Origin of the sequence: Brevundimonas albigilva (genome assembly GCF_023573565.1) — a bacterium.
Classification (GTDB): Bacteria; Pseudomonadota; Alphaproteobacteria; order Caulobacterales; family Caulobacteraceae; genus Brevundimonas; species Brevundimonas albigilva.
This window is the reverse complement of the sequence record NZ_CP097649.1, coordinates 1,339,830-1,363,367: the sequence shown is the minus strand read 5'-3', so window position 1 is coordinate 1,363,367 and position 23,538 is coordinate 1,339,830. Positions and strand designations below refer to the sequence as shown.

28 protein-coding genes, 4 tRNA genes, 1 other RNA gene and 1 pseudogene are annotated in these 23,538 nt (G+C 67.2%); 19 read left to right on the top strand and 15 right to left on the bottom strand.

Features of this window, described 5'->3' with window-relative positions:
• Window positions 1-35: 35 nt before the first annotated feature.
• The 3 genes from M8231_RS06765 to lon all read right to left on the bottom strand — a co-directional run bounded on the left by M8231_RS06765 (window position 36) and on the right by lon (window position 2,935).
• Window positions 36-112 (bottom strand) — tRNA-Val (locus tag M8231_RS06765).
• Between the two features lie 31 nt (window positions 113-143).
• Window positions 144-419: an HU family DNA-binding protein gene (locus M8231_RS06760; RefSeq protein WP_249750651.1), complete on the bottom strand. Its 276-nt coding sequence runs from the start codon at window positions 417-419 to the stop codon at window positions 144-146.
• Between the two features lie 116 nt (window positions 420-535).
• Window positions 536-2,935, bottom strand: coding sequence for an endopeptidase La (gene lon / locus M8231_RS06755; protein ID WP_250202488.1), 2,400 nt, complete (start codon window positions 2,933-2,935; stop codon window positions 536-538).
• 394 nt (window positions 2,936-3,329) lie between these two features.
• Between lon and M8231_RS06750 the strand changes: the two genes are divergently transcribed.
• Window positions 3,330-3,412 (top strand) — tRNA-Leu (locus M8231_RS06750).
• Window positions 3,413-3,424: 12 nt separating this feature from the next.
• Here the strand turns inward: M8231_RS06750 and M8231_RS06745 are convergent.
• Window positions 3,425-3,940 carry a Dps family protein gene (locus tag M8231_RS06745; RefSeq protein WP_249750652.1) on the bottom strand — a complete coding sequence of 172 codons (516 nt, stop codon included), beginning with the start codon at window positions 3,938-3,940 and terminating at the stop codon, window positions 3,425-3,427.
• 155 nt (window positions 3,941-4,095) lie between these two features.
• On the opposite strand from M8231_RS06745, the gene M8231_RS06740 reads away from it, so the two are divergent.
• Entirely contained in the window at window positions 4,096-4,290 is a 195-nt protein-coding gene (locus tag M8231_RS06740) for a hypothetical protein (protein WP_249750653.1), read from the top strand.
• A gap of 547 nt (window positions 4,291-4,837) precedes the next feature.
• On the opposite strand, the gene M8231_RS06735 is transcribed toward M8231_RS06740, so the two are convergent.
• The 4 genes from M8231_RS06735 to M8231_RS06720 all read right to left on the bottom strand — a co-directional run bounded on the left by M8231_RS06735 (window position 4,838) and on the right by M8231_RS06720 (window position 7,670).
• A complete protein-coding gene (locus M8231_RS06735) occupies window positions 4,838-5,611 on the bottom strand; it encodes a DUF3307 domain-containing protein (protein WP_035285540.1) in 774 nt (257 codons plus the stop codon).
• Between the two features lie 70 nt (window positions 5,612-5,681).
• Window positions 5,682-6,338, bottom strand: coding sequence for a hypothetical protein (locus tag M8231_RS06730; RefSeq protein WP_003170290.1), 657 nt, complete (start codon window positions 6,336-6,338; stop codon window positions 5,682-5,684).
• A 19-nt stretch (window positions 6,339-6,357) separates the two neighbouring features.
• Window positions 6,358-6,741 (bottom strand): hypothetical protein, encoded by a 384-nt coding sequence (locus M8231_RS06725; protein WP_054765707.1) that lies wholly within the window; start codon window positions 6,739-6,741, stop codon window positions 6,358-6,360.
• A 293-nt stretch (window positions 6,742-7,034) separates the two neighbouring features.
• Entirely contained in the window at window positions 7,035-7,670 is a 636-nt protein-coding gene (locus M8231_RS06720; protein ID WP_003170292.1) for a phospholipase D-like domain-containing protein, read from the bottom strand.
• Between the two features lie 179 nt (window positions 7,671-7,849).
• On the opposite strand from M8231_RS06720, the gene M8231_RS06715 reads away from it, so the two are divergent.
• The 3 genes and pseudogenes from M8231_RS06715 to M8231_RS17070 all read left to right on the top strand — a co-directional run.
• Window positions 7,850-8,632: an NACHT domain-containing protein gene (locus M8231_RS06715; RefSeq protein ID WP_003170293.1), complete on the top strand. Its 783-nt coding sequence runs from the start codon at window positions 7,850-7,852 to the stop codon at window positions 8,630-8,632.
• 99 nt (window positions 8,633-8,731) lie between these two features.
• Window positions 8,732-9,160, top strand: coding sequence for a hypothetical protein (locus tag M8231_RS06710; RefSeq protein WP_250202487.1), 429 nt, complete (start codon window positions 8,732-8,734; stop codon window positions 9,158-9,160).
• Window positions 9,105-10,091, top strand: a pseudogene (locus tag M8231_RS17070) (tyrosine-type recombinase/integrase); the annotation flags it as partial. The gene M8231_RS06710 and the pseudogene M8231_RS17070, both read left to right, overlap by 56 nt.
• A 229-nt stretch (window positions 10,092-10,320) precedes the next feature.
• Here M8231_RS17070 and M8231_RS06705 read toward each other — a convergent pair.
• A tRNA-Gln gene (locus M8231_RS06705) sits at window positions 10,321-10,394 on the bottom strand.
• Window positions 10,395-10,594: 200 nt separating this feature from the next.
• On the opposite strand from M8231_RS06705, the gene M8231_RS06700 reads away from it, so the two are divergent.
• Window positions 10,595-10,671 (top strand) — tRNA-Pro (locus tag M8231_RS06700).
• 28 nt (window positions 10,672-10,699) lie between these two features.
• Here M8231_RS06700 and ilvC read toward each other — a convergent pair.
• Window positions 10,700-11,719, bottom strand: coding sequence for a ketol-acid reductoisomerase (gene ilvC, locus M8231_RS06695; RefSeq protein WP_250202486.1), 1,020 nt, complete (start codon window positions 11,717-11,719; stop codon window positions 10,700-10,702).
• On the opposite strand from ilvC, the gene M8231_RS06690 reads away from it, so the two are divergent.
• The 6 genes from M8231_RS06690 (at window position 11,718) to M8231_RS06665 (ending at window position 15,240) form a co-directional block, all read left to right on the top strand.
• Window positions 11,718-12,260, top strand: coding sequence for a DUF924 family protein (locus tag M8231_RS06690; RefSeq protein ID WP_249750672.1), 543 nt, complete (start codon window positions 11,718-11,720; stop codon window positions 12,258-12,260). The genes ilvC and M8231_RS06690 overlap by 2 nt on opposite strands.
• A 67-nt stretch (window positions 12,261-12,327) precedes the next feature.
• Window positions 12,328-13,185 carry a thymidylate synthase gene (locus M8231_RS06685; protein WP_249750673.1) on the top strand — a complete coding sequence of 286 codons (858 nt, stop codon included), beginning with the start codon at window positions 12,328-12,330 and terminating at the stop codon, window positions 13,183-13,185.
• Window positions 13,186-13,214: 29 nt separating this feature from the next.
• On the top strand, window positions 13,215-14,066 hold the full coding sequence (locus tag M8231_RS06680; protein ID WP_249750674.1) for an alpha/beta hydrolase family protein: 852 nt from the start codon (window positions 13,215-13,217) through the stop codon (window positions 14,064-14,066).
• Window positions 14,067-14,073: 7 nt separating this feature from the next.
• Window positions 14,074-14,385 (top strand): nucleoside triphosphate pyrophosphohydrolase family protein, encoded by a 312-nt coding sequence (locus tag M8231_RS06675; protein ID WP_249750675.1) that lies wholly within the window; start codon window positions 14,074-14,076, stop codon window positions 14,383-14,385.
• Window positions 14,382-14,909, top strand: a complete 528-nt coding sequence (locus M8231_RS06670; RefSeq protein ID WP_249750676.1) for a dihydrofolate reductase — start codon at window positions 14,382-14,384, stop codon at window positions 14,907-14,909. Before M8231_RS06675 ends, M8231_RS06670 begins: the two co-directional genes overlap by 4 nt.
• Window positions 14,910-14,919: 10 nt before the next feature.
• Window positions 14,920-15,240 (top strand): YbjQ family protein, encoded by a 321-nt coding sequence (locus M8231_RS06665; RefSeq protein WP_249750677.1) that lies wholly within the window; start codon window positions 14,920-14,922, stop codon window positions 15,238-15,240.
• On the opposite strand, the gene M8231_RS06660 is transcribed toward M8231_RS06665, so the two are convergent.
• Window positions 15,237-16,304 (bottom strand): Mrp/NBP35 family ATP-binding protein, encoded by a 1,068-nt coding sequence (locus M8231_RS06660; protein WP_249750678.1) that lies wholly within the window; start codon window positions 16,302-16,304, stop codon window positions 15,237-15,239. The genes M8231_RS06665 and M8231_RS06660 overlap by 4 nt on opposite strands.
• A 73-nt stretch (window positions 16,305-16,377) precedes the next feature.
• Between M8231_RS06660 and miaA the strand changes: the two genes are divergently transcribed.
• From miaA to M8231_RS06645, 3 genes are all read left to right on the top strand, one after another.
• Window positions 16,378-17,262: a tRNA (adenosine(37)-N6)-dimethylallyltransferase MiaA gene (gene miaA / locus M8231_RS06655; protein ID WP_249750679.1), complete on the top strand. Its 885-nt coding sequence runs from the start codon at window positions 16,378-16,380 to the stop codon at window positions 17,260-17,262.
• Window positions 17,263-17,630, top strand: a transfer-messenger RNA (tmRNA) gene (ssrA, locus tag M8231_RS06650).
• A 114-nt stretch (window positions 17,631-17,744) separates the two neighbouring features.
• On the top strand, window positions 17,745-18,215 hold the full coding sequence (locus M8231_RS06645; RefSeq protein WP_249750680.1) for an SspB family protein: 471 nt from the start codon (window positions 17,745-17,747) through the stop codon (window positions 18,213-18,215).
• Window positions 18,216-18,220: 5 nt separating this feature from the next.
• Here M8231_RS06645 and M8231_RS06640 read toward each other — a convergent pair whose 3' ends face one another.
• Entirely contained in the window at window positions 18,221-18,574 is a 354-nt protein-coding gene (locus M8231_RS06640; protein WP_249750681.1) for a RusA family crossover junction endodeoxyribonuclease, read from the bottom strand.
• 74 nt (window positions 18,575-18,648) lie between these two features.
• Between M8231_RS06640 and fumC the strand changes: the two genes are divergently transcribed.
• Window positions 18,649-20,040 (top strand): class II fumarate hydratase, encoded by a 1,392-nt coding sequence (fumC, locus tag M8231_RS06635; RefSeq protein WP_249750682.1) that lies wholly within the window; start codon window positions 18,649-18,651, stop codon window positions 20,038-20,040.
• A gap of 72 nt (window positions 20,041-20,112) precedes the next feature.
• Here the strand turns inward: fumC and M8231_RS06630 are convergent, their stop codons facing one another.
• Window positions 20,113-20,352, bottom strand: a complete 240-nt coding sequence (locus tag M8231_RS06630) for a DUF2171 domain-containing protein (RefSeq protein WP_249750683.1) — start codon at window positions 20,350-20,352, stop codon at window positions 20,113-20,115.
• A 71-nt stretch (window positions 20,353-20,423) separates the two neighbouring features.
• Here M8231_RS06630 and M8231_RS06625 point away from each other — a divergent pair, with 71 nt between their 5' ends.
• A complete protein-coding gene (locus M8231_RS06625) occupies window positions 20,424-20,600 on the top strand; it encodes a DUF4169 family protein (protein WP_249750684.1) in 177 nt (58 codons plus the stop codon).
• Between the two features lie 4 nt (window positions 20,601-20,604).
• Here the strand turns inward: M8231_RS06625 and M8231_RS06620 are convergent, their stop codons facing one another.
• Window positions 20,605-21,489: a DMT family transporter gene (locus tag M8231_RS06620; protein ID WP_249750685.1), complete on the bottom strand. Its 885-nt coding sequence runs from the start codon at window positions 21,487-21,489 to the stop codon at window positions 20,605-20,607.
• Between the two features lie 190 nt (window positions 21,490-21,679).
• Here M8231_RS06620 and M8231_RS06615 point away from each other — a divergent pair, with 190 nt between their 5' ends.
• Window positions 21,680-22,009: a YbaY family lipoprotein gene (locus tag M8231_RS06615; protein ID WP_249750686.1), complete on the top strand. Its 330-nt coding sequence runs from the start codon at window positions 21,680-21,682 to the stop codon at window positions 22,007-22,009.
• Window positions 22,010-22,013: 4 nt separating this feature from the next.
• Window positions 22,014-22,232: a ribbon-helix-helix domain-containing protein gene (locus M8231_RS06610; RefSeq protein ID WP_249750687.1), complete on the top strand. Its 219-nt coding sequence runs from the start codon at window positions 22,014-22,016 to the stop codon at window positions 22,230-22,232.
• On the opposite strand, the gene M8231_RS06605 is transcribed toward M8231_RS06610, so the two are convergent.
• Window positions 22,229-23,509 carry an MFS transporter gene (locus M8231_RS06605; protein ID WP_250202485.1) on the bottom strand — a complete coding sequence of 427 codons (1,281 nt, stop codon included), beginning with the start codon at window positions 23,507-23,509 and terminating at the stop codon, window positions 22,229-22,231. The genes M8231_RS06610 and M8231_RS06605 overlap by 4 nt on opposite strands.
• Window positions 23,510-23,538 lie beyond the last annotated feature (29 nt).

Genomic DNA, 23,538 nt, shown 5'->3' with positions numbered 1-23,538 from the left:
CACGTCAGCGCCGCCGCCAAATCCCCGGAAATCCTTGGTGGGCGGCGAGGGGTTCGAACCCCCGACCCCCTCGGTGTAAACGAGGTGCTCTGACCAGCTGAGCTAGCCGCCCGAATGCGAGCCGGGCTTATGCCCGTCGCGCCCTAGCCGTTCAAGGCGCTTTTCAGCCCCTCCCCAGGACGAAAGCGCGCGGTGCGCGACGCCGGGCGCGCCACGGCCTCTCCCGTCTGGGGATTGCGCGCCACCCCGGCCTTGCGATCCACGGCGACGAAGCTGCCGAAGCCGACCAGGCGCACGTCCTGGCCGTGGGTCAGCGCCTCGACCACGCCGTCGGTGAAGGCCTCCAGCGCCGCCTTGGCCTGGTCGCGACTGATGTCCGCCGCGGTGGCCATGCGGCCGATCAGTTCCGTTCTGGTCATCGCGCGCCCCACAGCCTGAAAGCGAATCACTAAAGGACGTAACGACGCCCAGGTCAAAAGCGAAAGCGCCGCCGGGATGGGCTCCCGGCGGCGCTTTGCGTTCGTTCCGACGCGGATCAGTGGCTGACGGAGACCGTGGCCGGATCGGTCGTGGCGGGCGCCGGGGCCGGCAGGGGCTCGGCCGCCTCGTCCCATTCGACCGGCGTCAGCGAGCCGGTCAGGGCCCACTTCAGCGCCTCGTCGGCCGTCGAGATCGGCACGATCTCCAGCGCCGACTTCACGTTGTCGGGCACGTCCGCCAGATCCTTCTCGTTCTCTTGCGGGATCAGCACCGTCTTGACGCCCGAGCGGAGCGCGGCGAGCAGCTTTTCCTTCAGGCCGCCGATGGCGGTGACCCGGCCGCGCAGGGTGATCTCGCCGGTCATGGCGATGTCCTTCCTGATCGGCACGCCGGTCAGGACCGACACCATGGCCACCGTCATGGCGACGCCGGCGGACGGACCGTCCTTGGGCGTGGCGCCGTCCGGCACGTGGACGTGGATGTCGGTCTTCTCGAACACCGGCGGCTTGACGCCGAAGGCCAGCGAGCGGGCGCGGACATAGGAGGCCGCGGCCGAGATCGATTCCTTCATGACCTCCTTCAGGTTGCCGGTCACGGTCATGCGGCCGCGGCCCGGCATCTTGATGGCCTCGATGGTCAGGATGTCGCCGCCGAACTCGGTCCAGGCCAGGCCGGTGACGATGCCGACCTGATCCTCCTCGTCCGTCTCACCGTAGCGGAACTTCTTGACGCCCGCGTATTCGGCCAGCTTTTCCGCATCGACCGTGATCGAGACGGCCCTGGTCTTGGCCATCTCGCGCACAGCCTTTCTGGCCAGGCCGCCCAGGGCGCGCTCCAGCGACCGGACCCCGGCCTCGCGGGTGTAGTAGCGGATCAGGTCGCGGATGGTCTCGTCCGGCACCACCAGCTCGCCGGCCTTCAGGCCGTGGTCCTGCAGCTGCTTGGGCAGGACGTGGCGCTTGGCGATCTCGACCTTCTCGTCCTCGGTGTAGCCCGAGACGCGGATGATCTCCATCCGGTCCATCAGCGGCTGCGGCATGTTCAGGCTGTTCGCGGTCGTCACGAACATGACCTGCGACAGGTCGTAGTCCACTTCCAGATAGTGGTCGCCGAAGGTCGAGTTCTGGGCCGGATCCAGCACCTCAAGCAGGGCCGAGGACGGGTCGCCGCGCCAGTCGGCGCCCAGCTTGTCGATCTCGTCCAGCAGGACGAAGGCGTTGGTGGTCTTGGCCTTCTTCATCGACTGGATGATCTTGCCGGGCATGGAGCCGATGTAGGTACGGCGGTGGCCGCGGATCTCGCTTTCGTCGCGCACGCCGCCCAGCGACATGCGGACGTATTCGCGGCCGGTCGCCTTGGCGATCGACTTGGCCAGCGAGGTCTTGCCGACGCCGGGAGGGCCGACCAGGCACAGGATCGGGCCCTTCAGGCTGCCGGTGCGGGCCTGGACCGCCAGATATTCAATGATCCGCTCCTTGACCTTTTCCAGGCCGAAGTGATCCTCTTCCAGGATGTCCTCGGCCTTCTGCAGGTCGATGGGCTTCTGCTTGGCCTTGCCCCACGGCACGGACAGCAGCCAGTCCAGATAGTTGCGGACCACGGTCGATTCCGCCGACATCGGGCTCATGTTGCGCAGCTTCTTGACCTCGGCCTCGGCCTTGGCGCGGGCTTCCTTGGACAGGCGCGTCTTACGGATGCGCTTCTCCAGGTCCATGATCTCGTCGCGCGCGTCGTCGGTCTCGCCCAGCTCGCGCTGGATCGCCTTCATCTGCTCGTTCAGATAGTATTCGCGCTGGGTCTTCTCCATCTGGCGCTTGACGCGCGAGCGGATCTTCTTCTCGACCTGCAGGACGCTGATCTCGCCCTCCATCAGGCCATAGACCTTCTCCAGGCGCTTGGGCACCTCAATGGTTTCCAGCAGGCCCTGCTTGTCGCTGATCTTGACCGACAGGTGGGCGGCCACCGAGTCGGCCAGCTTGGACGCGTCGGCGATCTGGGGGATGGAGCTGAGGGCCTCGGGCGGGACCTTCTTGTTCAGCTTCACATAGTTCTCGAACTGCTCGACGACGGCGCGCAGCATGGCTTCCGACTGGGCGGTGTCGCCCGGCTCGTCGGCGATTTCCTCGGCCTCGGCCTCGAAATAGTCGGTGCGGTCGGTGAAGCGGGTCAAGCGCGCGCGGCCCTTGCCCTCGACCAGCACCTTCACGGTGCCGTCAGGCAGTTTGAGGAGTTGCAGCACGCTGGCCAGCACCCCGGTGGGATAGATGGCGTCGGGCGACGGGTCGTCGTCGACCGAGTTCTTCTGGGTCGCCAGCAGGATTTGCTTTTCGCCCTTCATGATCTCGTCGAGCGCCTTGACCGACTTCTCGCGGCCCACGAACAGCGGCACGACCATGTGCGGAAAGACCACGATGTCCCGCAGAGGCAGGACGGGCAGGATTTTCGTCTCGGACATGATGCCTATACTCCTGGGCCATTGATGATCTCCGGCCCGCCGCGTCGTCCGTCTCGGCGCTATGCTCCGACAGTGCGTCGCGGCCCGTCGATTCCGACGGCGTTCGAGTGAGTATGTGGTTCGCACGGCGCCCGGTTCAAGCGTCGCCGGGGAACGGCCCACATGTGCGTGGATCAGCAGGCCTCGGCGGGGTTTGGCTTAGGAGGCGCCGGGCCCCTGCTCTCCCCGTTCGCGCCTGCCGGCGATGACAGCGTCCAGCCGTCCGCATCGCCGCCGGTGCTCGACGCAGACGCGCGTCATCGGCGGCGCCTCTCCCGACACCGTCGATGCGCGCCCGGCTTGCCCGCGCCGCTGCTTGCCCCGCGACGAGGGGGTCTGTAGAGCAGTCGGCGTCGCGGCTATGGCGAAATTGGTAGACGCAGCAGGTTTAGGTCCTGCCGGGAGACCGTGGGGGTTCGAGTCCCTCTAGCCGCACCACCCCGAGGCGGGTCAGGCGTTCCCGCGACGACCGGCCTCGAACAGGAACCATACGCGCTTTTCGCTCTCGTCGATCCAGTTCTCCAGCAGGCTGGCGGTGGCGACGTCGTTGTGATCATCGCACAGCTCGTGAAGCTCGCGCATCCAGCCGACCAGCTCGTTGTTGTCGTCGCGAAGCTCGGCCAGCATGTCGAACGGATCGACGTAATCGGCGTCGTTATCGAGAATGCGCTGCTCGCCGGCGATCTGGCCGATGGAGCGCAGCGTCACGCCGCCGATCTTGCGCGCCCGCTCGGCGATCGGATCGGTCATGGCGAACAGTTCCGCGGCCTGCTCGTCCAGCAGAAGGTGGAAGTCGCGGAAATGCGGCCCCGAGACGTGCCAGTGGAAGTTCTTGGTCTTCAGATACAGGGCGAAGACGTCGGCCAGCAGGCCGGTCAAGGCCGCGGAAACGTCGCGGGTCGCCTCCTCCGACAGGCTGGTGGGGGTTCTCAGCGGCGCCAGGCGCCGGTCGTGCGCGTCAGCCATGATCCATCTCCTCGATCGCGTGGTGCAGCCTAGCTAAGCAGCAGATCGCGGCGGCGGAAGCCCTGACGCAGGTCAATTCTGCTTATGGCGCCCATCACCCGCGCCTCTGCCGGTCGCCAGGCGAAACGGCGCGCCTCGACGCGCGTTGATGCGCCATGGACAAGAACAAACATCCGGGCGGAAAGATCGGCGACAAGCCCGGCATGCCGCCGATCGACGTCGATTACACCAGCCCCGACGAAAAGATCGCCGGCGGCGCTCTTCGCGTGTCCGCCGCCGCCATCGGCGTCGCCGCGCTGGTCATCGGCGCGCTGATCGCCCTGTTCCTGTGGTGGAGCCCGACGGCCTGAGCCCGACGGCCGATTGGCGCGCTAACGCCGCCGCCGTCGTCGGGCGGCCCGCGTCTTCTGTCTTGCCGGAAGCAGGTCGATGGCTGGGGAACTAGGACTCGAACCTAGAATGACGGTACCAAAATCTGAAATCTCTGAAGAAGAAACAGACACTTAGGCTGTAAAACCCCGGCTATCCGAACCTAGTGAAATCAATGACTTAGCAAGACGATGTAAAACGCCATGAGCGGTCAGATTTTACGATTTGGCGGCGCGGAGAGGACTCGGTGGTCCTCTCAATCGCGAAACTGGCGCGGGCCCGTAGAGATCAGATCACCGTCCGACCGCTTCCTGAAGGAGCGGTTTGCCCGTGGAAGCCAGCCACTCCCGGAATGTCTTCAGCGACCCGAACTCGGCGTTCAGCGCCGCTATATCGGCCGCTGTCCCTATACGACCTTCGTCAAACAGTTCGGCAGTCCGACCGAAAAAGACATCTGAGGCGAGGATCTCCGGCGCAAAACGCTCGTAGACGATAAGGCGCCCTGCCGCCGCGGTTAAGGCTGCGATGTCAGCCCTTGGGCAACCAGTGCAGCACAGCGGCCTGGGTCGCCAGGGCGACGGCCAGCGCCCAGCCGAAGCTCAGGAAGGTGCCGATGATGATGTACTCCGCCTGGTGGCGATCGTTCTGATCCTGGACGTCCCTGAACCTCAGGATGGATTTGGCGGCGAGCAGAAAGCCGACCCCCTCAGGATGGCCGATGAGGATAAAGGTCAGCGTCAACCCGCGCTCCAACCAGCCGATATATTTGCCGGCGTTGGGCATGCCGACGATCGGGCCTGAGGCGACGCCGGTCGTCAGAAGGGTGTTGGCGGCGCGCCCGGCCGGTGAAAGCGGCTCGACGAGCTTTTTGATGACGACGCCACCCACCCAGACGGCGACCACGCCCCCGCACAGCACAGCGAGCGCGGCGTAGATCTGGACCTGCACCGGCGAGGGCTGGAGCCCCCACAGGCTTTGCGAGGCCATGGCCGGCCAAGCGACGGCGAGACCGACCAGCACGGCGATATGGACGGCCTGATCCAGGCCGAACGCCCACAGCCGGTCGCCCAGCCGGTGGACCTTTAGCCAGTCCATGGCGAAATGGCTGGCGGCCATGATGGCCACCGGGCCGAGTATGGACAGCCGGGTCGGCGCCAGCATCAGCAAGGTCAGGACCGTGACGATGGCCACATGGTCCGCCAAGCCCCGCAAGGTCTGTTTGCGGGCAATCAGGGCGTCCGACTGGAAGACGAAGTCGCCAAGCAGATGACCGGCCAGCAACAGCAGGAAGGTTTCGATCACCGTGCTACGCTCCCGCGCTTTGTAACAACCCATTTGGGTTGTAGGCGACGATCACAACCGAATTGGGTTGTCATATCAGTCTCACCCGGTTCCAGGTCAACGCCTCGCTATAGTCGACGGCGCGCAGCAAGGCGGTGATCTTGGCGGCGGAAAGCGCCTTGCTCACAGCCTGCTGCGAGACCCCAAGCATCTCCGCCATGCGCGCCTGGGTCGGCGCCTCCGGCGCCAGAGCCAGCCTGGCCGCCTGCGCCTGCTTCTGGCTCCAGTCATCCATCAGCACGCTGCAGAGGTGAGAGAGCGGACCCAAGGCGCCCCACTTCAGACCCGTTTGAGGACCTCGAACCGTGATGTCGACCGTGTCGCCAAGATCATCCAGGGCGCGACCGGACAGGAGAAAGGCTTCGCCTGAGGACAGGGAGGTCCGCTGTTTGTCGATGCGATCAACCTCGCCGTAGCCTATGGCGATGCGCGTATCCCACTCGGGGTCCCCGGCCTTCAGGCTGGCGCGAATATAGAGCGCCGCGCGCAGAGCGAACCCGGGCTGCGTCAGCAGCATCTGCCAGCTGTCGCCGCGAAAGAAGTCGGCCGGCGCTCCGACCAGCTTGGCCCGCCAGGTTTCGATCTCCGTGGCTGCGGTCGCGAAAGCGTCCCGGGCCCCCTCAAGAGAAGCGGGGGTGAGCCGGCTGGAGCCGACGAGGTCTCCGGTCAGAACCGCGCGCGTGGTCATGAAAGGCTCTCCGGCGTGATCACAGGCGCGGCCCCGTCTCGTCTTTCACACAGCGCCCCGTCTGGCGCACCGCCGTCGCGCCGTCCCCGATTGTCCGCAGGATCGTGGCGTCGTAGCGGTTCACACGCGCATGGACTGGGGGCGCGTCTTCCAGAGCCGGAAACTCAATCCGGTACTGATGAGACGAAACCGACGCGCTCCCCTCTCTCGGAGCCGGCAGATTCATCCACCGGGCGGTCCGCAGGCCGGTGTCGATGACCATGGTCATCGGGGCGGCCGGCTCGAAGCTGCACGTGAACTGGACCAGGGTCGGCGGCGCGACATCGGCTTGGCGACTACAAGCGCTCAAGCTCGCCGCCACGACGACCGCGCCTCCTATCATCTCGACGGCGCCAAACTTCATTGACCCTGACCCTACGCTTTGACGATGACCATACAACTGATTTTGGTTGTATCAACAGTTAACAACCAAAATCAGTTGTAGATACCCCCTTTATGAGGACACGACAGCGCGCCCTCTAGCGCCCCCGATCCACGCCGTCCCGTTCGCGAAGCTCCGCGTTTCGCCGTTGGAGCGCCTCCTCACGTGTCTGCGGATCCGCTCGCGATCGGACAAATCGTTCGACGAGCGCCCCCAAAAGGCGCTCCTCCGATGTGGTCGAGCTTTTGAGCCTCAAACTCTCGGCGACCAGCAATTTACGGATTTTCGCCTCCCTGTTCCCCCGTTCGGCATCTCGTCTTCAACAAGTGCTGAAGGAAGCCGGCATCGAGAAACGGGCTGACAACGGTCAGGGCGTCCACCATTTCGGGCAAGATCGGAAGGCTCCATTCGCTCTGACCCCGGCTGATCCGGAGGCGATCTACACGCACCCCGTCGGGCGCCCGCCACTTCAGCGCAGAAACCTCCGTCGCCAAGCGGCTTGGCGACAAACCGCCCAGACCGGCCCTCTCGGCCAGGCGCCGCGCGATATCGTCCGCCCCTGGCACGAGGCGGCCCTTGGCTTGCTGGCCGCTGACGAGAACCAGACCAAGGTCCCGGTTTTCCGGCGCGGTGAGATTGCGGCTTCCGACCCACAATCGCCACTCGAAGGCCTTTTCCGACCGCATCCGAACAAGGGCCGCCTTGGGATGCCAGCTCTGGTGACGCTCATCGAAGGGCACGTCCCTCACGAACTGATCCAGAACCCCCGTCAGTCTGGGAACCCTGGCCATCTTCGCCAGACGCCCGCGCTGAATAATGACCCGGGTCTTGCCGCGTAGCGCTTCAATGGCGTCCGCGAGGTCGCGACGGGACGCCGGACGGTCTTCATCGTCTCGCCCGATAAGCGCCAAGAGCGCGGCGACGATCGAGATCGGATCAGCGGAATAGGCGGCCAGAAGCGCCAGTTCGGTCTTCCACCCGGGAGGCGGGCGAAGCGCATCGAGATAGCCTGTGATCGGCCACCCGGTCCGACCTAGTCACCATCTGGGCCGACTATAGCGGCATCGTCCAGAAATCCGCGCCGGCCACTTTGCTGGTGATCACGCGCCAAGGTCTGTCTACGGACGCCCAGGCCTATGTCGATGAGCAGGCAGGCCTGCGTCATCAGACCATTTGGGAACTTGAGAACGAGATCCTGGGGCTGACCGACTACGTCCGCTCCCTGACCGGCCTCTTCCACCAGGATGGCCTGAGCGATTATTACATTCCCGGCCGCGCGCGCCTGGCCAGATACGAAAGTGATCACCGCACCCTGTCCGAGACGGACACCCTGCTGTTCGAAGCCGTCACGACCTGGATCGACGGCGAGGACTATCAACCGATCGCGATCTTGGGCGGCTACGGTGCCGGCAAATCCAGCTTCATCAAGCGCCTAGTCGCCAACCAGGCCGAACGGGCCTTGTCCGATCCCTACGCACGCCGCCCGATCCTAATCGGTCTCGGTGAGTACGCGCGATATTCCAGTTTAGAAGGCCTGTTGGGTGGCAAGTTCACCCACGACTTCCCGGTGGACGGCTTCAACGTCCATCACTTCCTGGAACTCAGCGACAAGGGCCGGTTGTTGGTGGCCCTCGACGGGTTCGATGAGATGAAGCATGCCATGACGTGGGGCGACTTTCGGGCCCAGATCGCGAGCTTGAACCGGCTCACGCACGGCAAGGCCAAGGTCGTCCTATCGGGGCGGCCGAGCGCCTTCACCTCGACGGAGGAGCACGTTCATGTCCTGCGCGGCCTGAAGCGTTACCAGGAGGGCTATCGGCGCCTTGGCGCCTGGGCCGCCAGCCGATTGGCGGACAGCCGCCCGCAGGCATAGGCCCTGCCCTGCGCATCGTCGCAGACCTGCCGGCCCTCGGGCGCATCCACACCCCACAGCCGGATGCGGACGCCGTGGACTTCCAGGGTGTCGCCATCGATGACCGACGCCCGCCCTTCGACAGTAGGCGGCTCCGGCGCGCAGCCGACGAGAAGTACCAATGCGGGAATCAGAACGCGCATGACCCTCATAGCCCAAAGCCTGAGCCCGGACCGACCTCCCAGCGGCTATATCAATCTCGCAGAGCCGAACCCCGGGACATCACGCCGGACGAGGGAAAGGACATACGGACTTAGCCCTGTTCGTCCGATCGCGGGCTTCGACATCGCGCCCGCCGATATGGAGTTTCTGCATATCGGCGCCCACGTGCGGCTCGGAACACGACATCGATACGACCGCAAGGTTCTGGACGCCCATCTTGACCGGCTGGCCGGACTGGATTCTTCTGCGGAACTGAACGTGAACAAGGCCGATGCCGAACTCGCCCGCTTCATTGCCGATCACCCGGATGCTGCCCGGGGTCCATAGGATCAAGCGCGCCAAGGCGAACCGGGTTTTTGAATACTGGTACGCTTGGCGCGGCGGTCCGCAAATCCTGGCGGCGCAAGCTTCCAGCCTGCGCTCCCTCGCGCGAGAGGTCGCCCGAAAGGCGCCGGCGGCGATGGAGGCCTATCGCGCGCAGATCAAGACCGAGAAAAGCGCGACCGACGAGCCGACACTCTACGGCTTGATCACGCGCTACCTCGACCTGATGAACCAGGACAAATCACTGGCTCTTCGAACCAAGACGGATCGCCGCAAACATCTTGACCTCGTACGGACGGAATTGGGTGATCTAACGCTGGCCGCCCTCACCTCACCTAAGGCGCGATCCTTCTTGCTCACCTGGCGCGACAAGCGAGCGAACACGCCCAAGACCGCCGACGAGCTTCTGGGCGCGCTGTCACTGGTTCTGAACTGGGCCGTGAACCGGGGTGAGTTGGCTACGAATCCCGTCGCGAACTTCCCGCGCATCTACAAGGTCAACCGGGCCGACATAATCTGGGAGCCGCAGCATCTGGAGACCATCCTGGCCTACGCTGACCCGCCAATCGCGGCGGCGATCCGACTGGCTGCGGTCACGGGTCTGCGCAAGAACGACCTCATCGCCCTGCCTTGGGCGGCGGTGAAGGAGAACGCCATCATCTGGCAAACCGGCAAAAGCCGGGGCCGAAAGAGCGTGGTCCTTCCGATCACGGACGCTGTCCGGGAGGTACTGGGCTCCCTTGAGCGCGGCAGTTGCCCGACCGTGCTGTCCACCTCCGACGGTGAACCGTGGACACCGCCAGGCCGCGGTCTGGACAGCGGCGTACAACGCGCCCGCAATGATGCTGAGGAAGCGGCGCAGACGCGTTCAGGATCGGAAGCGACCGCCGGTCTGGATGGACTGCGCTTCCATGACCTGAGAGGCACCGCGGCGACGAACTACATCCTCGCCGGCCTGCCGCTCGACGACGTGGCCACGATCCTGGGGTGGGAGTTGCAGCGTGTGAAGGAGATCGCCCGGCGCTACGTCACAGGGGAAGCTATCGGATTGGGTATGATCGCCCGGCTTCAGGAAGGGCAGAACAGAAGGCCAACTGTAAAACCCAGTGTAAAACCCACCTCCCTCAGGAGAGGTCAAAAGGGCTCAAATGCAGTGAGGGCGGTGGCTGGGGAACTAGGACTCGAACCTAGAATGACGGTACCAAAAACCGTAGTGTTACCATTACACCATTCCCCAGCGGATCGGCGTATCCGCAGGGCCGTGGCCCGGCGGAGGCGGTCAGATACGCCAAGCCGTTTTCGGATGCAACACCCTCTCAGAGGACAATTTTCGCGGCCGCGAAAGATGGGTGAAATGGGTGCTTGCGGGCTCTGGCGGCCGTCGCTATAAGCCGCGTCCTCACTTCGGGGCGTCGCCGAACGGCCCGTCCCCACGGTCGGAGTGTGGCTCAGCCTGGTAGAGCACTGCGTTCGGGACGCAGGGGTCGGAGGTTCGAATCCTCTCACTCCGACCATTCTCTCTTCTTCCTCAGAGACTTGGGCTCAAGCGTCGTTCGCCGCCTGAGCCACGGCGTTCAGATGCGCGCCGACCCGCTCGATGTAGCGCTGGCCCAGGGCCTGGCGGTGCGCCAGCAGGTCCGGCGAGCCGGCGTCATAGTCGGCCATCAGCCGCCGCACGAAATCCCCGCCCTGGACCTCGGCCAGGACCTGATCCATCGCCGCGCGCGAGGCGGCGTTGATGATTCGCGCACCCGTCAGATAGGCGCCGTACTCGGCGGTGTTGGAGATGCGGGCGAAGGCTCCGGCGATGCCGCGCTGATACATCAGGTCGGTGACCAGCTTGGTCTCGTAGAAACATTCGAACCAGGCGACCTCGGGCGGATAGCCGGCGTCGACCAGCTTCATGAAGGCCGCGTCGATCAGTTCGGCCACGCCGCCGCACAGCACCACCTGCTCGCCGAACAGGTCGCTCTCGCACTCGTCCTTCATGGTGGTCTCAAGGATGCCCTTGCGCCCGCAGCCCAGGGCGGCGGCGTAGGACAGGCCCAACGCATGGGCGCCGCCGGTGGCGTCCTGTTGGACCCCGAACAGGCAGAAGACCCCCTCGCCGGCTTCATAGAGGTCGCGGATGCGCGGGCCGATCCCCTTGGGAGAGGCCAGGATCACGTCCAGATCGGGGCGGGGCCGCACCAGGCCGAAGCGGACCGACAGGCCGTGGGCGAAGACCAGGGCCGCGCCGGGGCGGATGTTCGGCTCCAGTTCGTCGCGCCACAGGTCGCGGTGCGCCTCGTCCGAAACCATCACGGCCACGACGTCGGCGCCGGCGGTCGCCTCGCCCGCCGTCATGACGCGAAAGCCGTCGGCCAGCGCCAGCTCGCGGGTCTTGGAGTCCGTCTTCAACCCGACGACGATGTCGGGCACGCCCGAATCGCGCAGGTTCAGCGCATGGGTGCGCCCCTGGCTGCCGTAGCCGATCATGGCGACGCGGCGACCGCGCAGGATCGACAGGTCGCAGTCGCGGTCATGGAAGACGGGCAAGGGATTGGCTAGGGTCTGGGTCATGACCGTCCTCATAACGCCATCCGCCGTCGTCGCCTTCTGGAAAGAGGCCGGGCCCGAAAAGTGGTTCGTCAAGGACGCCGCCTTCGACACCCTGTTCCGCGACAGCGGCCGGGCCCTGCACTGGGCCGCCGCACGACGTGAACTGGACGACTGGATGGAGACGCCCGAGGGAGCGCTGGCCCTGATCCTGCTGCTGGACCAGTATCCACGAAACAGCTTTCGCGGCACGGCGCACCAGTTCGCGACCGATCCCCTGGCCCTGTGGTTCGCCCGGATGGCGGTCGAGCGTGGCCATCATCTGGCGGTCGCGCCGGAGATGAAGAACTTCATCCTGCTGCCGTTCGAGCATTCCGAGCGGATCGAGGACCAGGACCGCTACATGGCGCTGGCCGCCGGCGATGCGGAGATGGAGAAATGGGGCCGCATCCACCGCGACATCATCGTGCGCTTCGGCCGCTTTCCGCACCGCAACGCCGCGCTGGGTCGCGCAAGCACGCCCGAGGAACAGGCCTTCCTGGACGAAGGCGGCTTCGGCGGCTGATTCGATCCACAAGAGAGGATCACGCGAGCGATTGGCGTTCGAGTGATTCGGGGGTCAATCTGTCGGCATGAACGCCCAGGTCGCCATCGCTGCACTTCAGGCCCGCACCGGCGCCGCGCCGGCGGATCACCCGGAATGGCAGTATCTGAACCTGCTGCGCGACATTCTGGACAACGGGGTGCGGCGCGACGACCGGACGGGCACCGGGACGCTGGGCGTGTTCGGCCGCCAGATGCGCTTCGACCTGTCGAAGGGCTTTCCCGTCCTGACCACCAAGAAGCTGCACCTGCGCTCGATCATCGTCGAACTGCTGTGGTTCCTGCGGGGCGAGACCAACATCGGCTGGCTGAAGGAAAACGGGGTCAGCATCTGGGACGAATGGGCCGACGCCGAGGGCGAGCTGGGCCCGGTATATGGCAAGCAATGGCGGTCGTGGGCGGCGCCGGACGGCCGCGTCATCGACCAGATCCAGAAGCTGGTTCACGGACTGAAGACCAACCCCAACGGCCGTCGCCACATCGTCAGCGCCTGGAATCCCGCCGACGTCGACGACATGGCGCTGCCGCCCTGCCACTGCCTGTTCCAGTTCTTCGTCGCGGACGGCAAGCTGAGCTGCCAGCTGTATCAGCGCAGCGCCGACGTCTTCCTGGGCGTGCCGTTCAACATCGCCTCCTATGCGCTGCTGACGATGATGATGGCCCAGGTGGTCGGGCTGGAGCCGGGCGAGTTCGTCCACACCTTCGGCGACGCGCACCTGTATCTGAACCATCTGGAGCAGGCGGAACTTCAGCTGACGCGCGAACCCCTGGCGCTGCCGACCATGACGATCGCGCCGAAGGACGATCTGTTCGCCTATCAGCTGTCGGACTTCACCCTCGGCGACTACGCCCCCTGGCCGCACATCAAGGCGCCTGTGTCGGTGTGAGCCGCCGCGCGACCGTCCTGGAGCCCGTAATGATCGTTCGCGCCGTCCTGGCGAGCCTTGCGCTTCTGTCGGCGCCGGTCACGCCCGCCCTCGCCTTTTCGCCGTCCGGCGCCGAGGCCGCGGCCGTCGCGTCGACCCGCCAGACCCTGACGACGCCGGATGGCCGCGTCGTGCCCCTGTCGACCTGGACCGCCCCCGACGAAAGGGGCGTCGTTGTCTTCAGCCACGGCTTCGGCGGCGCGCCGGAGGCCTATCAGCGACTGCTGTCGGCATGGGCCGCGCACGGCTTCACCGTCATCGCCCCGCTGCACGTCGATTCCCAGCAGCATCCGGATCGGAGCGCCAACGGCCAGGTCGCCCTGACGACGCGATTGGAGGACCTGGCCCTGACGCGCGCGGTCGCCGAACGCGAGCACCTCGGCAAGCCGCTGGTCGTCGCCGGCCATTCCTTCGGTTCGCTGATGTCCCTGATCGCAGGCGGCGCGACCACCATACTGGGCCCGCAAGGCGATCCCGCCGTGAAGGGCGTAATCGCCCTGTCCTCGCCCGGCCCCATCCCGGTCGTGGTGACGCCCGAGACCTATCGCACCCTGGCCGCGCCCCTGCTGGTCGTGACCGGCGATCAGGACATCGTGCCGGGCTACGCCGACGACTGGCGTGATCACCGCCTGCCGTTCGACACCGCGCCTGAGGGGGACAAGACCCTGATCGTGATCGCGGGAGGCGGTCACCAGACGCCGGCGACCGCCGAAGGCGAACAGTTCGATCTTCTGGTTCGGGCGACCGAGGATTTTCTGGACGCCTACGCCCTGGGCGACGCCGAGGCCAAGGGCCGGCTGGACGCGCTGTCCGCGCCCGGCGTCACCGTCGAGCATCGCTGAGGCCGTCATGGATCTGAAGGCGTTGCAGGCCGATGTCCTGCGCATCTCCGACATCTATGCGGCCGAACACGCCATCGACCGCGACCGGGACTGGGCGCTTCTGAAGCTGCAGGAGGAGCTGGGCGAGTTGACGGCCGAGCATCTGCGCCTGTCGCAACGGGCGCGCGGCAAACCCGACGCCCTGGCCCTGGGCGACGAGGCGGCCGACGTGCTGGGGATGCTGCTGATCTACTGCGCCCGCGCCGGGGTCGACCTGGACGAGGCGATGCGGCGCAAATGGCTGCGTTGGCTGGAGCCGAGGAAAGGCGACGCGGCATGAGCATTCCGATCCTGTCCCTGGTGGTCGCGCGCGGGCGCAACGGGGTCATCGGCCGTGACGGCGATCTGCCCTGGCGGCTGCGGTCGGACCTGCAGCGGTTCAAGGCCATCACCATCGGCAAGCCCTGCCTGATGGGGCGCAAGACCTGGGAGAGCCTGCCGCTGCGCCCCCTGCCCGGCCGGCTGAATCTGGTCCTGACCCGCGACCAGTCGTACGAGGCCGAAGGGCTGTCCAAGGGTGCGCTGGTCTGCGGCACGCTGGATGAGGCTATCGAGATCGCGCGCGAGACGGCCGAGGAAGACGGCGTCGGCGAAATCTGCGTCATCGGCGGCACGGCCCTGTTCGAGGCCGCTCTGCCCCGCGCCCGCCGGCTGTACATCACCGAGGTCGACGCCGCGCCCGAGGGCGACGCGTTCTTCCCGGCGTTCGACGCCGAGGCCTGGACCGAGGTATCGTCGGAGACGCACCCGGCCGGCGAGAAGGACGACCACGCCTTCACCTTCCGCGTGCTGGAACGGCGATAAGGAGGCCGCCATGTATGTGACCACGACCAACGACCTGCCGGGCTTTCGCGTCACCCGCAACATCGGCCTGGTGCGCGGCGTGACGGTGCGCTCGCGCAACGCCATCTCCGACGCCATCGGCGGGGTCCAGTCGATGCTGGGCGGACGGGTCGGCGCCTATGTCAAGCTGGCCGAGGCCGGGCGGCAAGAGGCGTATGACGAACTGGTCAAGCACGCCCAGGCCCACGGCGCGAACGCCATCCTGGCCGTCCGCTACGACGCCACCGAGATCATGCCCGGCGTGACCGAGGTGCTGGCCTATGGAACCGCCGTGGTGGTCGAGCCGGCCTAGAGACCCAGTTCCGCCGCCACCCGCGCCGCCACCGCAGCGAAGCGGCCGGCGATCTCTCCCGACGGGTCGGCCAGGACGACGGGCCGTCCCGCATCGCCCGCCTGACGCACGGCGGCGTCCAGCGGCAGGTCGCCCAGGAAGGGCACGCCCAGGCGCGCGGCCTCGGCCTCGGCCCCGCCCTGGCCGAAGACCGGGCCGCTCATGTTCTCGATCAGGCCCAGGGTCGGCACGCCGACCTTCTGGAACAGGGTATGGGCGCGGCGGGCGTCGGCCAGGGCCACCTCCTGCGGCGTGGAGACAACGACCGCGCCGTCCAGCGGCGTCTTCTGGATCAAGGTCAGTTGCACGTCGCCGGTCCCCGGCGGCAGGTCGACCACCAGCACGTCCAGCGGCGCCTCGGCGGTTCCCCAGCGCGTCTGGGTCAGCATCTGGGTGATGGCCTGCGACGCCATGGGCCCGCGCCAGATCATGGCGTCGTCCATCCGGGTCAGCAAGCCGACCGACATGGCCTTCAACCCGTGCGCCTGATGCGGAACGATGGCGCCGTCCTCATAGGCGGGCTGGCCGGCGATCCCCAGCATGGTCGGCAGCGAGGGTCCATAGACGTCGGCGTCCAGGACGCCGGCCGACAGTCCGCGCGTCGCCAGGGCGGCGGCCAGGTTGACGGCGACGGTGGACTTGCCCACCCCGCCCTTGCCGCTGGCCACGGCCAGGACGCGGCGGACGTGCGCCGGGCGATCGGTCGGGACCGGCGCCTTGGGTCGCCCCTGGTCGACGGCGGCCCTGGAAAGGCCGGCGGTGCGCGGCGCGGCGGCCGGCCTGGCCTCGGCCGTCAGGATCACCGATGCGCGCGCCAGGCCGGGAAGCGCCTTCAGGGCCGCCTCTGCGGCGTCGCGAACGGGAGCGTAGAGCGCCGCCCTGGCGCCGTCGACCTCCAGGGCGAAACCGGCGCGGTCCTCGCCGACCACCAGGCCCTGCACCAGGCCGGCGGCGACCAGCCCCCGGCCCGACGCCGGGTCGATGACGGCGTCCAGGGCGGCGATGACGGCGGAACGTTCGACCAAGGCGGCCTCCGGGGGCTTGCGGACGGGAAGGCGCGCGTTCTATCGCCGACGGACGCCGCCCGCGAGCCTGGATTTGTCGCAACAGCCTTCAATCACCCTCATCGCCGGCCCGACCGCCTCGGGCAAGTCCGCCCTGGCGCTGAAGCTGGCGCGCGAGACGGGAGCGGTCATCCTCAACGCTGACAGCCAGCAGCTCTACGCCGATCTGCGGGTCCTGACCGCCCGGCCCAGCCAGGAGGACGAGGCCCAGGCCGAGCATCGACTGTACGGCGTCGCGGACGCGGCGGACGCCTGGTCGGCGGGCCGCTGGAGCCGCGCGGCGATGGCCGAGATCGAGCGCCTGGGCGCGGATGGCCGCCCCCTCGTCCTGGTCGGCGGTACGGGGCTCTATTTCACGAGCCTGACCCGAGGCCTGGCCGATATTCCCGATGTGCCATTGGAGGTGCGCGAGGCGGTCGAGCGAGACTATGAGACGCAGGGGGAAACCGCCTTCCGCGCCCGTCTGGCCGAGGCCGACCCCGATGCGGCGGCCGCGATCGAGCGCGGCGACCGGCAGAGGCTGATCCGCGCCATGAGCGTGCTGACCGCCAGCGGCCGCCCGCTCAGCGCCTGGCGCGCGCAGACCCGCCCGCTGCTGGCCCCGGAGGCCTGGCGGGGGATGGTGATGGAGCCCGACCGCGTCGCTCTCTATGACGCCTGCGACCGGCGCGTGGACCGGATGATGACGGACGGCGCCTTGGCGGAGGTGGAGACGCTGCTGGCGCGTGGGTTGGACCCGTCGCTGCCCGCCATGAAGGCTGTCGGCGTGCGGGAACTGGCGGACTTTCTGGAGGGCCGATGCTCGCGCGAGCAGGCGACGGACGCCCTGAAACAGGCCACGCGCAACTATGCCAAGCGCCAGCTGACCTGGTTTCGCAACCAGACGCCGCAATGGCGTCGCGCGTCCGGGGTCGCATGACGGCTTGGAGATCGAGCGCCGACCGCCTATATTGAGCCTGTCCGGCCTCGGCCGGACTATGGCGATAAAGGCGCCTGTAATAAGCGGACCGGACCCGGGTGCGATTCCCGGCGGCTCCACCATCTTCTTCCCCGCGTTATCGGCGGAGGCAGCCTGGGGCCGACTAGCATCGACGGACGTGTAAAGAGGATTGCTTTCGCTCGTCCTGGCCCACCGTATCGGGCCTTTATCTAACTGCGAACGATAACTTCGCTGGAGAAGTCGCTCTCGCCGCGTAATGCGGTTCGAGTGATTTCGAATCTTAAGTCCTAGGGGTTCAGATCCCTGGGCGGGGCCCGGAGGGCGCCTGGCAACAGAAGCCCTCCACTCCACCTCGAAAGCCCTTCGCGCGCCTGGCGACAGAATCCCGGCGCTTTACCTTCATGCCATCTTTCGCCCGCGCACGGTCGCCGCTATCAGTCGCGCACTGAAGCGAGGTGACGATGACCGACCAGGCCCCTCCGGTCGACGAGATGAATTACGAGCGGCTGGCCCACGAGGCGCTGCGCGGCGTCGTGCGTGCGGCGCTGGAGCGGGTCGTCGCCGACGGCCTGCCGGGCGCGCATCATTTCTACATCACCTTCAAGACCCGGGCCCCAGGCGTTTCGGTGTCGCCCGACATCCTGGCCAAATATCCCGATGAAATGACGGTCGTGCTCCAGCACCAGTATGACGATCTGCGGGTCGAGGCGGACCGCTTCTCAGTCAAGCTGCGCTTCGGCGGCGTGCCCAAGACCCTGGCCATGCCCTATTCGGCGGTGACGCGCTTCTACGATCCCAGCGTCCAGTTCCTGCTGCAGTTCGAGGCGCCGGAAATCAACGAAGCCGTCGAGGAGCCCACCCCGCCCGAGCCGACCCCGCCGTCCGATGACGGCCCCAAGGTCGTCTCGCTGGACCAGTTCCGCAAGAAATAGGCGCGTTATCGCGGATAGGCGCGGATCGTGATCCGCTCGCGCTCGCCTTCATGGCGTTCGACCAGCAGGCGGGCGACCTGGGCGTCGTCATGGAACAGATAGCCCTTGATGGCGTCCAGCAGCGCCTTGGCCAGGTTGTCCAGGTCCATCCAGGGCGGGTCGCCGACGTGCTCCATGCGGATCTCGACGACATGATCGCCCCAGGCCGGGCGCGCGCCGCGCCATTCCTTGCGCATGAACTCATAGACCAGGGGCTTGTAGTATTTGGCTTGGGTGGTCAGGCCGTCGATGACGATCTCGACGGCCTGGCCGTCCTCGCGCGCCCGCACCTTGCCGGTACCGATCCAGCCCGCCGTCATGCCTTCGCCTTGCCCTGCATGGCGTCCGTGCTACACGCCTGCGCAACGCAAAGCCACGCCGGAAGACGAGTCCCATGAGCAACGTCCGCACCGAAACCGACACCTTCGGCCCGATCGAGGTCGCCGCCGACCGTTACTGGGGCGCCCAGGCGCAGCGCTCGCTGGGCAACTTTAAGATCGGCTGGGAAAAGCAGCCCCTGCCGGTCGTGCGGGCGCTGGGCGTCGTCAAGCGCGCGGCGGCCGAGACCAATCGCGACCTGGGCAAGCTGGACCCCAAGCTGGCCGACGCCATCATCCAGGCCGCCAACGAAGTCATCGAGGGCAAGCTGAACGACCACTTCCCGCTGGTCGTCTGGCAGACGGGTTCGGGCACCCAGTCGAACATGAACGCCAATGAGGTGATCTCGAACCGCGCCATCGAAATCCTGGGCGGCGAGATGGGCTCCAAAAAGCCTGTCCATCCCAACGACCACGTCAACATGAGCCAGTCGTCCAACGACACCTATCCGACGGCCATGCACGTGGCCTGCGCCGAAGAGGTGGTGCACCGCCTGCTCCCGGCGCTGCAGAAGCTGGGCAATGCGTTGAACGACAAGGCCGAGGCCTGGAAGGGCATCATCAAGATCGGCCGCACCCACACCCAGGACGCCACGCCCCTTACGCTGGGCCAGGAGTTCGGCGGTTACGCGGCGCAGGTTCGCAACGGAATCGAGCGGATCGAGCAGACCCTGCCCAAGCTGATGGAACTGGCCCAGGGCGGCACCGCGGTCGGCACCGGCCTGAACGCGCCGATCGGCTTTGCGGAAGGGGTGGCGGATCGCGTCGCCCAGATCACAGGTCTGCCGTTCAAGACCGCGCCGAACAAGTTCGAGGCCCTGGCCGCCCACGACGCCATGGTCTTCAGCCACGGCGCGATCAACACGGTCGCCGCGTCGCTGTTCAAGATCGCCAACGACATCCGCTTCCTGGGCTCGGGCCCGCGCTCGGGGCTGGGCGAACTGGCCCTGCCGGAAAACGAGCCGGGTTCGTCCATCATGCCGGGCAAGGTCAATCCGACCCAGTGCGAGGCCCTGACCCAGGTGTGCGCCCAGGTGTTCGGCAACCACGCCACCCTGACCTTCGCCGACTCGCAAGGTCATTTCGAACTGAACGTCTTCAATCCGGTGATGGCCTACAACTTCCTGCAGTCGGTGCGCCTGGTGGCGGACGCGGCCGTCAGCTTCACCGACAATTGCGTCGTCGGCATCGAGCCGCGCGAGGACAACATCAAGCGGGGCCTGGAGAACAGCCTGATGCTGGTCACGGCGCTGAACGCCAAGCTGGGCTACGACACCTGCGCCAAGATCGCCAAGACGGCGCACAAGAACGGCACCACCCTGCGCGAGGAAGCCGTCGGCGGCGGCTATCTGACGAACGAGGAGTTCGATGAATACGTGCGCCCCGAAAAGATGATCGCGCCGCAGTAGGCGCCGATCGAACGCGAAACGAAAAAGGCCCCGCCGGATCGGCGGGGCCTTTTGTCATCAAGGCGAGGCGCCTCAGTGCGGCTTTTCGGTCCAGCGGGCCTTGGCCTCGTCCTTGGTCAGGTTCAGGTGGACGTGCTTGTCGTCCACGCGCTCGACCCAGCTGACCGGGATCATGTGGTGCTTGAAGCCGCCGGCCAGATCCATCTTCGCCAGTTCGATCTGGTCGCCCAGAACGTGGTCCACGCGGCCGACGTGCCCGCCGTCCGAACCGACCACTTCCAGGTGTTCCTTGATGAGGGAGGCGTCTACCATGATGTTTCCTTTCGTTGCCTGTCCCCAGAATGCTTTGGGCGGCGACGGGTTTCGAACGGCGGAGCTTGAGCATGGGCGAAATCGTCAACCTGAACCGCGCGCGCAAGGCGCGGGACAAGGCCAAGGACAAGGCGCGCGCCGCCGCCAATCGCGCGGCTCACGGGCGAACGGCAGCGGAGAAGAAGACCGCTCGAACCGAGCGTGAACGCGCGGAGCGTCACATCGACGGGCACAAGCGGGAGGATTGACCCCTCAGGCCTTGGGCGCGCGGATCAGCAAGACCTGCCCCGCCAGGACCAGGACCAGTCCGATCACGGCGCTCCACCCGAAACACGCGTCCTCGAACAGCACCGACACCCCCATGGCTATGGGCGGCGTCAGGGCGGAGATATAGCTGGCCTGGGCGTAGCCGCGATGGCGGGCGAGGGTGAAATACAGGGCGAAGGCCACGACCGAGCCCAGGATCGACAGGTGCAGCAGGGACAGCAGATAGGCCGCGCTGGGCTCGATCCGCCACTCCACCCCCGTCGCCACGCCGTAGAGCGCCAGCATCCCCGTGCCGTAGGCCATCGCCCAGGCGGTCGCCGGGATCACCGGGGCGCCCGCCTGCTGACCCCGCCAGGCGAACCAGTTGCCCAGCGCCGAGGCCATGACCGCGACCAGGGCGAAACCCACGCCCAGCGCAGGCGCCGCGCCGGCCCCCGCCCCCGACAGCTGGCCCAGCGACAGCACGGCGACCCCGACCACGCCCAGCGCGGCGCCCAGCCATGCGCCGGGCGCGGCCTTCTGTCTCACCAGGACGCGAAACAGGACCAGGTTGACGAAGGCCAGGGCGGCGAAGATCACCGCCACCACGGCCGAAGCGACGTTCTCCTCGGCCGCATAGACGAAGCCGTAGCTGACCGCGAAGACGAAGGCCCCCTGCCCCGCCGCGGCCAGGTGCTGGGCGCGATCCAGGCGCAGCGGCCGGCGGGTCGCCGCGCATCCGGCGAACAGCAGGGCCGCAGCCAGGCCGAAGCGCCAGACGATCGACGCGATGGGGTCGACCGGCCCCAGCTGCAGGGTTATGGCGAACCATGTCGTGCCCCAGATCAGGGCGCAGACGACGATGGCCAGGATGGCGGCGGATCGGCTCAAGACGGGAACTCCAAACGGCAAAGCTCGCTTAACATCAGTGTCGCCTCGGCGCCGCTCACGTCTTGCGCCCGACTGTGACACACTGAACCGAGCCACGGAGACCCCGATGCGTCATGCGCCGATGATATTGCCCGCCGCCCTCGTCCTGGCCGCCTGCGCCGCGACGCCGGGGCCGAATGCCTCTACTGGCATGACGACCGTCTCCGTCACCTCCACCTACCGGGAGCGCATCATGTTGCCTCCGGGCCATGTGCTGACGGTGCGGATCGAGGATGTCAGCCTGGCCGACGCCCCCGCCGTCGTGCTGGCCGAGACCCGCAAGCCGCTGGAGGGCGGGCCGCCCTACGCCGTGACGCTGGGCGTTCCCACCGGCCAGATCGATCCCCGCCACACCTACGCCGCCCGCGCCGACATCCGCGATGCGGACGGCCGGCTGGTCTTCGTCACGGACACCCGCCACGCCGTGCTGACGCAAGGGGCGCCCGCGTCGGCCGACATCATCCTTAAATCGGCTCGCTGATCGGGTGTCGGGGCTGACGAAACGATCGGTCGTTCTGGCCGGTCACGCCACCTCGGTGGCGCTGGAGCCCGAGTTTTGGGAGGTCCTGGACCGGGTGGCGAAATCGCGCGGCCTCAGCAAGGCCGGGCTGCTGGCCGAGATCGACGCCGGCCGGGGCCGGCGGCCGCTGGCCTCGGCCTGTCGCGTCCTGGCGCTTGAATGGGCCCGCCAGGGGGCGGATTAGGTCCTGTCCTCCGGCAGCACCCGCCCCATGCCCCACAGCGCCAGGGCGGTCAGCAGCGCCGCCGCCGACAGATAGCCGCCGACCGCCGCCGGCCCCCACGCCTGCGCCAGCTTCAGCGCGACATAGGGCGCCAGCGACGCCCCCAATATGCCTGCCAGGTTGAACGCCATCGACGCCCCGGTATAGCGCACCGCCGTCGGGAACGGCCGCGCCATCGCCGCGCCCAGCGGCCCGTAGGTGCAGCCCATCAAGGCGAAACCCAGGGCGAAGAAGATCAGCAGCCCGCTCAATCCGCCGTGCAGCAGGGGCGCGAAAAGGGCGCCGAACAGGCCGATGCCGATTGTGGAGGCGATCAGGACCCTGACCTGGCCGAACTTGTCCGCCGCCAGCGCGGTCACGGGGATCAGGGCGGCAAAGAACAGCACGCCGATCAGCTGGACCGGCAGGACGTCGGCCCGCGCCAGCCCCATGCCGGTCGTGGCCCATCCCAGGGCGAAGACGGTCATCAGATAGAACAGGACGAAGGTGGTCGTGGCGCCCAGCGTGCCCAGAACCAGCGCCGCCTTGTGCCGCTGAAACAGGCTGACGACCGGCGCGCGCACCCGCTCGTGGCGTTCCACCGCCGTCTTGAACTCGGGCGTCTCGGTGATCTTCATCCGCACCCACAGCCCCACGAACACCAGCACCGCGCTGGCCAGGAAGGGCGCGCGCCATCCCCAGCTCAGGAAGGCCTCCTCGCTGAGGCTGGCCGTCAGCAGGATGAAGGCGCTGGTCGACAGGATGAAGCCGATGGGTGCGCCCAGTTGCGGGAACATGCCGAACCAGGCCTTCTTTCCCGGCGGCGCGTTCTCGGTCGCCAGCAGGACCGCCCCGCCCCACTCGCCGCCCAGTCCCAGCCCCTGGCCGAAGCGGCAAAGCGCCAGCAGCATCGGCGCGACCACGCCCGCCTGGGCGTAGGTGGGCAGAAGGCCGATCGCCACCGTCGACAGCCCCATCGTCAACAGGGCCGCCACCAGGGTGGCCTTGCGTCCCACCCGATCGCCGAAATGGCCGAACGCCACCGCCCCCACGGGGCGGGCGAAGAAGGCGATGGCGAAGGTGGCGAAGGACGACAGCGTCGAGGTCAGCGGATCGTCGCCGGGAAAGAACAGGGCGGGAAACACCAGCACCGCCGCCGTGGCGTAGATGTAGAAGTCGAAGAACTCGATCGTCGTGCCGATCAGGCTGGCGAACAGCACCCGACCGGTCGAGTTCCTGGGCAGGACGGCGTCGGCCATGGTTTCTCCCCTCTTATGCGCCTGCGATG